Genomic DNA, 13167 nt, shown 5'->3' with positions numbered 1-13167 from the left:
AGGAGGGCTGCCCCGGTATTTAGCTTATGTAACTAATCCATACGTCACACGGCGTCGTCCGCCTCGTCGACGGCCTCGTCCTCGCGCGCGGGGCCCTCGAGCGGGAGACAGATCTCGAACGTGGTGCCGCCCGGGCCGGTGTGCACCCGGATGTCGCCGTGGTGCTTCTTGACGACGATGCGCCAGGAGATGTCCAGGCCCAGGCCCGTGCCCTCGCCGACGTCCTTCGTCGTGAAGAACGGCTCGAAGATGCGTGGGCGCACGTCGTCGGGGATGCCGGGCCCCGTGTCGCCGATCTCGACGATCGCGTGCGGGCCGTCGCGGCGGGTGCGGATCGTCAGCGTCCCGGTGCCGTCGCCGTGGCCGTGCATGGCCCCGACGGCGTTGTCGATGATGTTGGTCCACACCTGGTTGAGCTCGGCGGCGTACGCCGGGATCTTCGGCAGGTCCGGGTCGAGCTCCTTGACCAGCTGGATGCCCTCGAGCTTGCGGTTCATCATCACCAGCGTCGACTTCAGCAGATCCCGCAGGTCGATCTCCTGGAACGGGGCGCGGTCGAGCTGGGAGTACTGGCGCGCGGCGCCGACGAGGTTCGAGATCCGGTTCGTCGCGTCGGTGATCTCGCCCATGAGCGTCTCGGTCTCGACGGCGTACGCGATCCAGCGCACCGCCGCCTCGATCGAGCCCTCGGGCACCGCGCGCTCGACCTTGTCCAGCCACTCGGCGTCGAGGCCGCCGGCCACCAGCACCGGCGCGAGGTCCCAGGCGCCGCCGACGCCGCGGTCGTCGAGCCAGTCGCCGAGCTCGTCCTCGGCGTCGGACGCCTCGAGGGCCGAGAGGTCCGGTGCGGTCTCCGCCCGGTTGACCGCGTCCTCCTGCAGCTCGACGAGCTGCGCGACGGTCGGGCCGTCGAGCTTGCCGCAGGCGAGCAGGCCGAGCTTGTGCCGCATCCCGGCGACGCGGCTGCGCAGCGACTCGGTGGCGCGCTGGGCGGCCGCCGCCGGGTTGTTCAGCTCGTGGGTCAGGCCCGCGGACAGCGACCCGAGGGCGAGCAGGCGCTCGCGCTCGCTCTGGATGGTCGACGTGCGGCGCATGCCGACGACGAGCCCCTCGAGCAGGTGGATCGGCAGCGGGAACCAGGTGCGCAGGGCGTCGGCCCACTCGGCGGCGGGCAGCGCGAGGAACGTCGCGTCCTTCGTGGCGCGCAGCGTGTGCATGTAGGTCTGGTCGACGCCCGGGATGTAGGCCTGCATCGAGCCGCCGTAGGCCCCGCGCTGGGACGTGCGGGTGGTCTCCACCTCGTCGCCGCGCATCGTCTGCGCCATCGCGACCTCGCCGGTGAGCAGGACCCAGAAGCAGCTCGCCGGGTCGCCCTCGCGGCACACCGTCTCGCCGGCGGAGAACGCGACCCGGTCGCCGTGCTCGGCGAGCCACGCGAGCTGGGAGTCGTCGAGCTTCTCGAACAGGAAGAGCCCACGGAGCTCGTCGATCGTCAGCTTCTCGGGGGCCTGCTCTGTCGTGGTCATCGGTTCTCCAGCCATCGGTGCACCAGACTCACCGCCATCGCGCCCTCACCGACCGCGGACGCGACGCGCTTGACCGAATCGGCCCGGACGTCGCCGACGGCGAACACCCCGGGCACGGAGGTCTCCAGGTGGAACGGATCCCGGTCCGGTTCCCATCCCGCCGGGCGGCGGGATTCCTGACCGGCGGGCAGATCGGGGCCCGTGAGGACGAAGCCGCGGCCGTCGCGGGCCACGACGCCCTCGAGCCAGTCGGTGCGCGGGGCGGCGCCGATGAAGACGAAGAGCCACGAGGCCTCGACCGTCTCCTCCGCGCCGCTGGTCCTGTCACGCAACGTCAGCTTCTCGAGGTGGTCCGTGCCGTCGGCGCCGACGACCTCGGTGCAGGTGCGGACCTCGATGCGCGGGTTCGCCTCGATCTGCTCGATCAGGTAGTGCGACATCGACGCCTGCAGCGACGGGCCGCGCACGAGCATGACGACCCGGCGCGCGTGCCGGGAGAAGTTCATCGCCGCCTGCCCCGCGGAGTTCGCCCCGCCGACGACGTAGACGTCCTGGGACGCGCACGAGGCGGCCTCGGTCGCCGCGGCGCCGTAGAAGACGCCCTGGCCCGTGTGCTGCTCGAGCCCCGGCGAGTCGAGCATCCGGTAGGAGACCCCGGTGGCCAGGACGACGGCGTGGGCGGTGATCTCCGACCCGTCGTCGAAGCGCACGACCCGCGCCCGCCCCTTCGGCTCGAGCGCCGTGACGGTGCGGGTGGTGATGACCTCGGTGCCGAACTTCTCGGCCTGCAGCCGCGCCCGGGTGGTGAGCTGGTCGCCGGAGACGCCGTTCGGGAAGCCCAGGTAGTTCTCGATCCGGCTGGACGTCCCCGCCTGCCCGCCGGTCGCGCGCGACTCGACCAGCACGGTGCGCAGGCCCTCGGAGCCGCCGTACACGCTCGCGCCCAGGCCGCCGGGACCGCCGCCGACCACGACGAGGTCGTAGACCGCCTCCGACGCGGTGGTCGCGAGGCCCGCGGCCTCGACCACCTCGGCGTCGGTGGGCTCCACGAGCGCGCTCCCGTCCTCGGTGATCACCACCGGGAGCTTCTCGGGATCGGCGCCCGCGGCCTCGAGCAGCCGCGCGCCCTCCGGCTCGTCGGCGCGGTAGAAGTCGTAGGAGAGCTGGTTGCGCGCCGCGAGGTCACGCAGCTCGTAGGACCGCGCCGACCAGCGGTGCCCGACGATGCGGATCGGCGCCGACGGCCGGTCGGGGGTCTCGCGCCAGGCCGCGAGCAGGCTGTCGACGACCGGGTAGAGCTTCTCCTCGGGCGGATCCCACGGCTTGAGCAGGTAGTGGTCGAGGTCGACGACGTTGATCGCCGTGATCGCGGCGTCGGTGTCGGCGTAGGCGGTGAGCAGCACGCGGCGCGCCCGCGGGAACAGGTCCATGGCCTGCTCGAGGAACTCCACGCCGGTCATCCGCGGCATGCGCTGGTCGGCGAGGATCACCGCCACCTGCTCGCCGCGCAGGGCGATCTCGCGCAGGGCGTCCAGGGCGGCGGGCCCGGACTCCGCGCGCACGATGCGGTGGTTCTCGCCGTACTCGCGGCGCAGGTCGCGGGCGACGGCGCGGGACACCCCGGGGTCGTCGTCCACGGTCAGGATCACCGGTCGGGTCACGCAGACGAGCCTAGGCCCTCGCGGCCGCTTCTCGATCGATCGAGAAGGTCACTGCGCCGACGGCGAACTAGTCGGTCGAGCCCGGGCTCGACCCTGCGTCGTCGGCCGTGCTCCCGGAGTCACCGGTGTCCCACCAGGAGGAGTCGCCGGAGTCCCCGTCGCCGCCGCTCGTCAGCGGTGTCTCGCGCGCGGCACGGACCTTCGCGTCGATCTCGGCGACCACCCAGACGACGAACGCGGCGGCCGCGGGCGAGAGCCGCTCGGGCACCCGGGCGCGGGGGAGGACACGACCCCGGCGGGCCCGGCCGACCGTGACGAGCCAGGCCTCGCCGTCGTCGTCGACCAGCGTGCGCCGCGGCACGGGCATCGTCCCGCGGACCTCGCACCGCAGCCGCATCCCCTCGACCGCGATCTCCCACTGCCGGCGCCCGGCCGGGCCCGACCGGCGCGCCACGAACACCGGGCCGTCGGCGGTGCTCGCCGTCATCTGCCTGGCGCGGGCACGCAGGCGCAGGCGGCGCGCCCCGTCGTCGAGCCAGGACGACGGCCCGCCGGGGTCCTTCCGGTCCCGGACGGACACCGCGGCCGGGGCGTGGTCGACGTCGACGACGTAGCGGACGCCCTCGTCCGCGACGGCCCGGACGACCACGGACTGGCCCACGCCGTAGACCCGGACGTCGTCGCGGACCCGTCGGCGGACGGCCGAGATGCCCTGGTGCACCAGGCCCCAGAGCAGGAACGGGACGGCGAGGACGACCACGGTGAGCACGTCGACCGCGCGGTCGTCGGCGATGCCGGGTCCGGGCGACCGGTCCAGGCCGACGGCGATCGCCGCGGCGGCCCCCGCGAGCACGAGGGCCCCGGCCCACCAGAGGTAGCGGTGATGGCCCAGCCGGCGGGGCGACCACGCGGCCGCGGGGCCGCCGTGGGCGGGCCGCGTGGGATCGAGGGTGGCGGTCACGACGCCAGCTTGCCGATCACGGAGAGAGACGACAACCCGGACGACTAGCCCATCGAGGTGACCGACCTCGTGTCAGCGGTGGCCCACCGCTGCCACGTCGCGTCCGTGACCCCACACGCTCGCCCGGACGACGGTCACCCGGAGCCACGTCCTCCGAACCGCCCCGCCGACCGGGGACCGCGCTCTACCATCCGCGCGTGGGGGCGATCCGCGGGCGACGGGCCGGGCGCACCGTGCTCGCGGCCCTCGCCACCCTCGCCGCCGTCCTCCTGCTCGCCCTCGGCCCCGGGACCTCCGCCGCCGCACCCACCGTCCCCGCCGTCCCCGCCGTCCCCACCGTCCCCACCGTCCCCGCCGTCCCCGCCGTCCCCGCCGTCCCCTCCGACGCGCCCGCGCCGCCCGTGCCGGACCCCGCGGCGCTCGCGCCCCTCGATCCCGAGCCGCGCCCCCTCCCCGGTGTCCGGTCCCGCGTCCCCTGCGTGACGTCGGCCGGTCCCGGCGGCGCGGTGATCGCGGGTGCTCCGTGGGCGCAGCAGCGCCTGCGGTTCACCGACGCGTGGCGCTTCACCCGCGGCGCGGGCCAGACGGTCGCCGTGATCGACACCGGCGTGTCCCGCCACCCGCGGCTCGCCGGCCGCCTGGTCGACGGCGGCGACTTCGTGGCCTCCGAGGGCGGGCTCCGGGACTGCGACGGCCACGGGACCCTCGTCGCCGGCATCATCGCCGCCGCTCCCGACCCGGCCACAGGGTTCGTCGGCGTCGCCCCCGACGCGCGGGTCCTCGCCATCCGGCAGTCGAGCGCGACCGTCACCACCACCGCGCCCGACGGGTCGACGATCACCGGCGGCGGCAACGTCGACAGCCTCGCCGAGGCGGTGCTGCGCGCGACGCGGCTCGGCGCCACGGTCATCAACATCTCGGAGGCCGCCTGCGTCGGGTCGGCCGACGCCGGGCGCGCGCTCGCCCCGCTGCGCGCGGCCGTGCGGGCGGCCGTCGACGCGGACGTCGTGGTCGTGGCCGCGGCCGGCAACGCCGGGTCGGGTGCCTGCGCGCAGGGCGCCGACGGGCAGAGCGCCGGGCAGGTCGTCGCGCCGGCCTGGTTCGGCGACGACGTGCTGTCGGTGGGCTACACCCGTCGCGACGGGTTCCCCGCCCCGCAGAGCCTGCGCGGGCCGTGGGTGTCGCTGTCGGCGCCCGGCTCGGAGATCGTCTCGCTCGACCCCACCGGCCCCGGGGTCATCGACCGGATCTCCCCCGTCGGCGTGGGGCGCACGATCCCGATCGAGGGCACCAGCTTCGCGGCGCCCTACGTCAGCGGCGTCGTCGCGCTGGTCCGCGCGCGCTACCCCGGCCTCGACGCCCGCCAGGTGATGGCGCGCGTGACCGCGTCGGCGGACCGTCCGAGCGGCGCGTCCACCGTCGTCGGGGCCCACGACGACGCGGTCGGGGCGGGCACCGTCGACCCCGTCTCGGCCGTCGCCGACGTGCGTCCGGACGAGTTCACGGGCTCCGGCGCGGCTCCCGTGTCGACCGCCGGGGCGGGTCGGGTCGACCTGAGCGACGGCCGGGATGCACACTCCGGATCGCGCACCGTGGCGCTGGTCGGGTCGGCAGCAGCGATGGCGCTGGTGGGCGGAGCCGGCCTGATCGTCCTCGTCGCGCGACGGGCACGCCGGTCGCGCTGAGGCGGCCGGGGTGGCCCGGTGTCGTCCCGTCCCTCCCGCCGCCCGCGGCGCCCGACCCCGAGGAGCCCGCGTGCGCATCACCCTCGCCCAGACCGACGCCGCCCTCGGCGACCTCGACGGCAACCTCAAGCGCGCCGAGCGGGTCGTCGGCGAGGCCGTCGAGAACGAGTCCGACCTCGTCGTGTTCCCGGAGCTGTCCCTGTCCGGGTACCAGATCGGCGAGGTGCCCCAGGACCTCTCGCTGTCCCCCGACGACCCGCGCCTGCTGAAGATCTCGGAGCGGGCGGGCGACGCCGGGGTCCTGCTCGGCTTCCCCGAGGCGGGCGGCCACGGCCTGCACACCTACAACAGCGCGGGCTACTACGAGGGCGGGCGCCTGGTCCACACCCACCGCAAGCTCTACCTGCCGACGTACTCGACGTTCGAGGAGCGCAAGCACTTCCTGCCCGGTCAGCACTCGCGCGCCTACGGCGTCCGGGGCGGCCGGCACCGCGCGGCCACGCTGATCTGCAACGACGCCTGGCAGCCCCAGGTCGCCTTCCTGTCCACCCAGGACGGCGCGCACCTGCTGCTGGTGCCCGCGAACTCGGCCCAGTCGATGTCGCCCGAGCGCTACGACTCCAAGGAGTACTGGCGCAACATCACCACGTTCTACGGCCGCATCTACCAGCTGTTCGTGGTGTTCGTGAACCGCGTCGGCGTCGAGGGCGGGCTGACCTTCTGGGGCGGCAGCCACATCGTCGACCCGTGGGGCGAGGTCGTCGGCGAGTGCGGCGAGGGCCCCGAGGCCGAGGAGAGCTGCACGATCGACATCGACCTCGCCGACGTCCGCCGGCGGCGCCGCGACATCCCGCTGGTCCGCGAGGCCCGGCTGGGCCTGCTGCGCCGCGAGATCGACCGCCTCCTCGACGAGGGCGGCGACCTCTAGAACACCGGCCCTGCTCTAGCTCACCAGCCCGACCACGGTCAGGACGAGTCCGACGACGGCGAGGGCCGCGCCGCCCCAGGCGAACCAGCGCTGGTGGCCCACCGCGTCGTGGCGCAGCTCCTCCTCGCTGCGCGTCGACACGATGAAGTGGTCCGAGGACGACTCCGGCTTGCCGATCACGAGCGGGCCGATGCGGTCGTGCACCTCGCCGAGGACGTAGAGCGGCTGACCCGGCCGGATGACCCACTCGGTGTAGGTCATGCCCAGCGAGTCGCTGCTGCCCTGACCCATGAAGCCCTGGAGGGCGTTGGCGAAGCCGCCCGGCCCGGGTGCCCCCGGGACGAAGCGCTCGTGGAGCTTCTCGGGACGGTCGGGCGCGGTGCCGTTCGGGTCGACGCCGATGATGCCGGAGCTGTCGACGAGCGCGTAGCCCTGGCGCGAGGTCTCGTCGAGGACGGTCTCGCTGCGCTCCCGGCGCTGCCAGTCGCCGTCGGAGTCGCGGTAGGACTCGCTGTAGCGGTGCACCACGGTCTGGCGGTACCAGACGCACTCGGTGCCGCTCTGGGGTGCGCGCAGCGGGCCGTCGGGGTGCGGGTGCGCGGCTCCGACCACCTCACAGATCTTGCGGAAGCCGCCGACGGTGCCGAGGTCGGCGAGCGTGCGCCGGTGCTCCTCGAGCTCCGCGATGGGGAGCGTCTCGGCCGCGATCATGGCGTGACGCCGCGCGCGGACCCGCTGCGCGCCCAGGAAGCCGGCCACCCCGAGGGCCACCAGCACGAGGCCGACGATCCACATCCACGTCACTGCTGCTCCCCTGCTCGAGCCGGCGTCTCTCACGCACGGTAATCATGACCGAGGTCCGACGCCAGTCGTTGGGCCGAACGGGGGGTACGTGCTCACCCTCAGTGAGCGCGTCGTCTAGATTTTCGTCGCCTCGGCCAGCAGCTCGCCGCGGCTGACCGTCACGGCGTCGCCCCGCAGGTGGACGCGGTCGCCCCGGAGCTCGACGCCGACCTCGCCGCCCCGCGGCGAGAGCTGCGCGCCGACCAGGCGCTCGCGGCCCAGGCGCGTGGCCCAGTACGGCGCGAGGCAGCAGTGCGCCGAGCCCGTGACCGGGTCCTCGTCGATCCCGACCGCGGGGGCGAAGAAGCGCGACACGAAGTCCGGCGCACCGGGGGCGGGGTCGTCGCCGGCCCGGGCGGTGACGATGACGCCCCGCCCGCTGGCGGCCTTGAGGACCGACAGGTCGGGCTCGAGGTCGCGCACCTCCGCGGCGGAGGGGATCTCGACGAGGACGTCGTAGCGACAGCGGGCCAGCTCGACGACCGCGGCGCCGAGGGCGTCGGCGAACTCGTCGGCGAGGTGGCCGTCGGGCAGGGCGGAGACCGGCTCGTCGACCGGGAAGTCCAGCTGGATGCCCCCGCCGGCCAGGCTCTCGGCCCGCAGCACGCCGGCGGCCGTCCGGAAGGCGATCGGCGAGGTGGCGAGGCCCTGCTCGAACAGCACGTGGGCGCTGGCCAGGGTGGCGTGCCCGCAGATCTCGACCTCGACGGTCGGGGTGAACCAGCGCAGGCCCACCTCCCCGGTCGCCTCGAGCGTCGAGAGGTCGACGAAGGCCGTCTCGGAGACGTTCACCTCGGCCGCGACGGCCTGCATCCAGGCCGCGTCGTCGGCGTCGGTGAGACACACCCCGGCCGGGTTGCCGGTGAAGGGCGAGGACGTGAACGCGTCGACGAGGAGGAGCTGCACGGCCCCCATCGTGCCGTCTCCCGGCCCGTCGGGGCAGCCGGATGCCGCCGGCCGCGGCGATCCGGGCGCCCGGGTGGGCCGCCCCGGGGCGTGGGCCACGCCACCACGCCCCGGGAACGGGTTCCGGCGGGGACGCCGAGAGATCACGAGGGCACTCCGTTCGGTGATCGGCCTCGGACACCGACGGTCACATCCATGCATGCCGTATACCAAGGACCTCCACCCTGACGGCCCAACCGTGCGACCCACGGCGACCGGCGGGTCACCGGTTGCGGTCGCCGACGGCCGTTCGTCCGGCACCGCTACTCTGACCCCGTCATGAGCACGGTCTTCCTGGTCACGGGCGCCTCCTCGGGGGTCGGGCGCGCACTCGCGCAGTTCCTCGCCCGTCACGGCGTCTCCGTCATCGGGCTCGACCGGCGCGAGCCGCCGGACCGCGAGATCTCGCACCTCCTGTGCGACCTCGCCGACCCGGCCTCCATCGACGCCGCGGTCGACCGCCTCGACGGCCAGGTCGACGCGCTGGCCAATGTGGCCGGTGTCCCCGGCACCGCGCCCGCGGAGACCGTGCTCTCGGTGAACTTCCTCGGCATGCGCCACCTCACCGAGCGGCTGCTCGGGCGGATCCGCCGCGGCGGGTCGGTGGTCAACGTGTCGTCGGCGGAGGGCCGGCACTGGGTGGCCCACCTCGCCGAGCTGCGGCCCCTGCTGGCGACGCGCACGTTCGCCGAGGGGCTGCGGTGGTGCCGCGAGCAGCGTCCCGACCGCTCGATCTACGACGTGTCGAAGGAGGCGGTGCTCGCGTACACCACGGCCTCGTCGACGCTGACCTGGAGCGACGGCGTCCGGATGAACGCCGTCGCGCCGGGCACGGTGCGCACGCCGTCGCTGCCCGAGATCGAGCGCTCCACCGACCCCCGCCGGCTCGCCCGGGTCCGCACCGCGGCCGGACGGGACGCCGAGGCGTCCGAGATCGCGTCGGTGGTCGCGTTCCTCATGTCGAACGAGAGCCGCTGGGTCAACGGGCAGACGCTCGCGGCCGACGGTGGCGTCGCGGCGGCCACCACCTGGGCCGCGCTGCAGTCGCGCTGACGACACCCCGCCGAGCGACCGTCACCCGATCGTGACCTGCGCGTTGGACCGGGCGGACGTACCGCCCGCCCGGGGAGATCACGCATGCCTGCACGACGCTCGGCCCGCCGGACGATGACGGCGCTCGCCGCCGGTGCGGCGGTCGCCGCGGCCGCCTGGCTGGGGGGCGCCACGGCCGTCGCCGCGCCCGGGGACGGGCCGGTGGCGACGGCGCCGGGCGTGCACCCCGGCGTCCAGACCCGCACCGACGGCGCGCAGTGCACCGCGAACTTCCTCTTCACCGACGGCGACGCCACCTACCTCGGGCAGGCGGCCCACTGCTCCGGCACCGGGGCGTCGACCGAGACCGACGGCTGCACCTCGGCCTCGCTGCCCCTCGGCACGGAGGTCGAGGTCGGCGGCGCCTCGCGTCCCGGGACCCTCGTCTACAACTCCTGGCTCGCGATGCAGGACTCCGGCGAGACCGACCCCGACGCGTGCGCCTACAACGACCTCGCCCTCGTGCGCCTCGACCCCGCCGACGCCGCCACCGCGTCCGGTGTCGTGCCGATCTTCGGCGGGCCCCGCGGGATCGACACCGACGGCACCCGGCCCGGCGACGTCGTCCGCAGCTACGGCAACTCCGAGCTGCGCGGGGGCGTCACCCTGCTGAGCCCGAAGATCGGCACGAGCGCCGGCGACCGCGGCCACGGCTGGAGCCACGACGTCGTCACCGTGACCCCGGGCATCCCGGGCGACTCCGGCAGCGCGTTCCTCTCCCCCGACGGCTCCGCGCTCGGCGTGCTCTCGACGATCCAGTTCGCGCCCGTGCCGGCCAGCAACGGCGTCAGCGACATCGCGAAGATGCTCGACTACGCCCGCGGCCACGGCATGGGCGGCCTGCGGCTCGTGACGGGCTGACCTACCCGCTCATCACCTTGCGCCGCCGCCGCGCGGGTTCGGCGGGAACGCCCTCGGTGCGGTAGGCCGCGGCCGCGCGGCGCCGCGTCTCGGCGGCACGCCGGTCCGACCGCGACGACCACCGCGTCATCGCCAGATAGAGCGGCACCCCGATCACCAGCCCCGAGACCAGCAGGAACGCCACGATCGCCACGATCCACTCCACGCTGCCGCCCCCAGACCGTTCGCCGGTGTCGCGGGGACGTCGCTCGATCGGGTGACGGCGTTACGCGGGGACCGGGACGACCTGGGCGTCGCTCGACGGTCGGCCCGGCCCGCGAGCCGGACGGTCGATGGCGCATCGACGGGGAGCCGGCCCTGTGGTCGCCGAGAAGACCGTGGAGGCCGGTCGACCAGGGCTCAGCGGCCCGACCAGCGGTGCTGCTCGGCCGCGACGACCAGGGCCTCGGTGACGACGAGGAACACGAGCCCGACCCAGAACGGCGCGGCGAGCGCGAGCAGCAGGGCGACCACGGCGAAGAGCCCGACCTTGACCCCGAGCGCCGCGCGGGGCGGCAGCGGCCACGGCGCGTGGGGCGCGAGCCAGCGTCCCCAGCCGACGGCGACCGCGGTCGGCAGCGCCACCGCGGCGAAGACCTTCAGGCCGATGGCCTCGGGGAGGGCGATCCCGACGTAGAGCAGCGCAGCGAGCATCGCCATCTCGGCGAGGAAGACACCGGCCTCGAGCGTGCCGACGTGTCCGATGTCCGTGCGACTGGTCACGGCCCCCGACGCTAACGCGGGCCGGTCAGGTCAGCGTGGCCTCCGCGACGACCTGCCACCCTCCCGCGTCGAACGAACCGGCGAGCAACGACACGCGGTCGACCTCTGCGCCGATCGGTAGGCGGTGCGACAAGCGGTCGGCCGCGTCCCGCAGGGCGGCGAGCGAGGAGTGGCGACGGTAGCCCACGGTCAGGTGCGGCACCGGCTCGTGCTCGCCCGCGTAGGGCGGGTGCTCCGGGAAGGCCCGGGCCACACGCCGGGTGAGCTCGTCGAACGGCCCGGCCGGGTCCGGGGCCAGCCACACGAAGTCGTCGTCGAACCACCGCACCGCGTCGAAGCGGCACGAGAACGTCCCGACGCCGCGGACCGCCTCGCGCAGTGCCGCGACCGTGGCCTCGTCGACGAGGTGCGCCGGCACGAAGGGGAACAGCACCGTGACGTGGGCGGGGACGCCCTGGCGCGCCGAGGGGTCCAGCGCGTCGCGCAGCGCGCCGACGACGGGTTCCGCTTCCGGGACCAGCACGAGCACCGCGGTGTGGGTGGCGTCCTCGGGCATCGACGTGATCAGGGCACGATCCCGCCGTCGATGGGCACGGCGCCGAGCCTCCCCGGCCTGTCAAGACGACGACCGCCATCCTCGACCCCGATGGACACGACCGGAGGGCTCGCCCGCTACGTGCGTCTGGCCCGGGTGCCGGGGGTCCTGCCCCTGGGCGCGGCGTCGGCGGTGGCGCGGCTGCCCCTCGGCATGACCGGCCTGGCGCTCCTGCTGCTCGTCCAGGCCCGGACCGGCTCCTATCAGCAGGCCGGGGCCGCGGTCGGGTGCTTCGCGCTGGCCAGCGCTGTCGGGAGCCCCGCCCGCGGGCGGCTCGCCGATCGCCTCGCGCCGGCCCCGGTCCTGCTCGTCACCGGCGTCGCCCAGCCGGTCGCCCTGCTCGGCGTCGTCGTCGCGACCGCACCCGCGCGCCCGCACACGGCGCCGGTCCTGCTCGCCGTCGTGCTCGCCGGCCTGCTGGTGCCGCCCGTGGGTCCCGTCTCGCGCGCCGTCTGGCAGCGGTTGGTGACCGCTCCCGACCTCGCCCGCGCCGCCTTCGCGCTGGACTCCCTGCTGCTCCAGCTCGTCTTCTACGTCGTCGCCCCGCCGGTCGTCGCGGTGCTCGCGACCTCGGCCGGCCCCGCCGTCGCGGTGATCGCGGTCGCCGTCCTCACGGTGGTCGGCGCCGTGGCGGTCGCGGGCTCGCCCGCCGTGCGCTCGGTGCCGCGCCGCCGCGAGCCGGTGCACCTCCTGGGTCCCCTCACCGAATCTCGCCTGCTCGTGGTGCTGCTGACCTCCACCGTCGCGGCCGCGTCCTTCGCGGCGCTCGAGGTCGCCGTCGCGTCCGCCGCCGTCGCGCGGGGCGCCACCGGCGCGAGCGGGCCGCTGCTGGCGCTGATCGGTGTCGGCGCCATCGCCGGAGGCCTGTTCTACGGCACCCGCAGTCCGGCCGTGTCGACCGCCGCCCAGTACCGGCGGTGGCTGGTCGTCCTCGCCGCGGGCACCGCACCGTTGGTCCTGGCCACGACGACGCCCGTCCTCGGCGTCCTGCTCGTCGCCGCCGGCGTCGCCATCGGGCCGGTCAGCACCACCCAGTTCACGCTCGTCGGCGAGCTGGCGCCCGCGGGCACCCTCACCGAGGCGTTCACGTGGCTCTTCTCGGCGGCCCTCGCCGGCACCGCACTCGGCAGCTACCTCGCCGGCACGGTCGCCCAGATCTCCGGCGCCCAGAGCGCCCTGGCGCTGCCCTGTGCGCTGGCGCTCGCGTTGCTCGGCCTCGCCGCGGCGGTGCGCGGCGGGTCCCCGTGACGACCACGGAGATCACGACCGTCGCCGCTGGGTGATCACGGCGGGCGGACCGTCAGAGCC

The 13167-nt window shown here is 75.0% G+C and carries 13 protein-coding genes; 5 read left to right on the top strand and 8 right to left on the bottom strand.

The annotated features are described in order from the left end of the window. Positions 1-44: 44 nt before the first annotated feature. The 3 genes from ACR9E3_RS23635 to ACR9E3_RS23625 all read right to left on the bottom strand — a co-directional run bounded on the left by ACR9E3_RS23635 (position 45) and on the right by ACR9E3_RS23625 (position 4148). On the bottom strand, positions 45-1526 hold the full coding sequence (locus ACR9E3_RS23635; RefSeq protein WP_460383055.1) for an ATP-binding protein: 1482 nt from the start codon (positions 1524-1526) through the stop codon (positions 45-47). Continuing rightward, complete coding sequence (locus tag ACR9E3_RS23630; protein WP_460383054.1) at positions 1523-3187, bottom strand: NAD(P)/FAD-dependent oxidoreductase; 1665 nt, start codon at positions 3185-3187, stop codon at positions 1523-1525. Before ACR9E3_RS23630 ends, ACR9E3_RS23635 begins: the two co-directional genes overlap by 4 nt. 67 nt (positions 3188-3254) lie before the next feature. Continuing rightward, positions 3255-4148, bottom strand: a complete 894-nt coding sequence (locus ACR9E3_RS23625; protein ID WP_460383053.1) for a hypothetical protein — start codon at positions 4146-4148, stop codon at positions 3255-3257. A 197-nt stretch (positions 4149-4345) separates the two neighbouring features. On the opposite strand from ACR9E3_RS23625, the gene mycP reads away from it, so the two are divergent. Together mycP and ACR9E3_RS23615 are read left to right on the top strand one after the other, a co-directional pair. Beyond that, positions 4346-5833: a type VII secretion-associated serine protease mycosin gene (gene mycP / locus ACR9E3_RS23620; RefSeq protein WP_460383052.1), complete on the top strand. Its 1488-nt coding sequence runs from the start codon at positions 4346-4348 to the stop codon at positions 5831-5833. 70 nt (positions 5834-5903) lie between these two features. Next, entirely contained in the window at positions 5904-6761 is an 858-nt protein-coding gene (locus tag ACR9E3_RS23615) for a nitrilase-related carbon-nitrogen hydrolase (RefSeq protein WP_460383051.1), read from the top strand. 15 nt (positions 6762-6776) lie between these two features. Here the strand turns inward: ACR9E3_RS23615 and ACR9E3_RS23610 are convergent, their stop codons facing one another. Both ACR9E3_RS23610 and ACR9E3_RS23605 read right to left on the bottom strand, forming a co-directional pair. After that, positions 6777-7556, bottom strand: a complete 780-nt coding sequence (locus ACR9E3_RS23610) for an E3 ubiquitin ligase family protein (RefSeq protein WP_460383221.1) — start codon at positions 7554-7556, stop codon at positions 6777-6779. A gap of 123 nt (positions 7557-7679) precedes the next feature. Further along, complete coding sequence (locus ACR9E3_RS23605; RefSeq protein WP_460383050.1) at positions 7680-8519, bottom strand: PhzF family phenazine biosynthesis protein; 840 nt, start codon at positions 8517-8519, stop codon at positions 7680-7682. Between the two features lie 309 nt (positions 8520-8828). Between ACR9E3_RS23605 and ACR9E3_RS23600 the strand changes: the two genes are divergently transcribed. Further along, positions 8829-9602 carry a coniferyl-alcohol dehydrogenase gene (locus ACR9E3_RS23600; RefSeq protein WP_460383049.1) on the top strand — a complete coding sequence of 258 codons (774 nt, stop codon included), beginning with the start codon at positions 8829-8831 and terminating at the stop codon, positions 9600-9602. Positions 9603-9686: 84 nt separating this feature from the next. After that, complete coding sequence (locus ACR9E3_RS23595) at positions 9687-10502, top strand: serine protease (RefSeq protein WP_460383048.1); 816 nt, start codon at positions 9687-9689, stop codon at positions 10500-10502. Position 10503: 1 nt separating this feature from the next. Here the strand turns inward: ACR9E3_RS23595 and ACR9E3_RS23590 are convergent, their stop codons facing one another. From ACR9E3_RS23590 to ACR9E3_RS23580, 3 genes are all read right to left on the bottom strand, one after another. Further along, positions 10504-10695 carry a hypothetical protein gene (locus ACR9E3_RS23590; protein WP_460383047.1) on the bottom strand — a complete coding sequence of 64 codons (192 nt, stop codon included), beginning with the start codon at positions 10693-10695 and terminating at the stop codon, positions 10504-10506. A 206-nt stretch (positions 10696-10901) separates the two neighbouring features. Then, positions 10902-11264 (bottom strand): DUF2568 domain-containing protein, encoded by a 363-nt coding sequence (locus tag ACR9E3_RS23585; protein WP_460383046.1) that lies wholly within the window; start codon positions 11262-11264, stop codon positions 10902-10904. Between the two features lie 25 nt (positions 11265-11289). Then, the gene (locus ACR9E3_RS23580) at positions 11290-11820 is read right to left on the bottom strand and encodes a 2'-5' RNA ligase family protein (protein WP_460383045.1); all 531 of its coding nucleotides are present in this window, start codon (positions 11818-11820) and stop codon (positions 11290-11292) included. A gap of 90 nt (positions 11821-11910) precedes the next feature. Between ACR9E3_RS23580 and ACR9E3_RS23575 the strand changes: the two genes are divergently transcribed. Further along, entirely contained in the window at positions 11911-13107 is a 1197-nt protein-coding gene (locus tag ACR9E3_RS23575) for an MFS transporter (RefSeq protein ID WP_460383044.1), read from the top strand. Positions 13108-13167: the final 60 nt, after the last annotated feature.

The organism is Actinomycetospora sp. C-140 (genome assembly GCF_054796175.1).
This window is presented reverse-complemented; position numbering and strand designations above follow the sequence as displayed.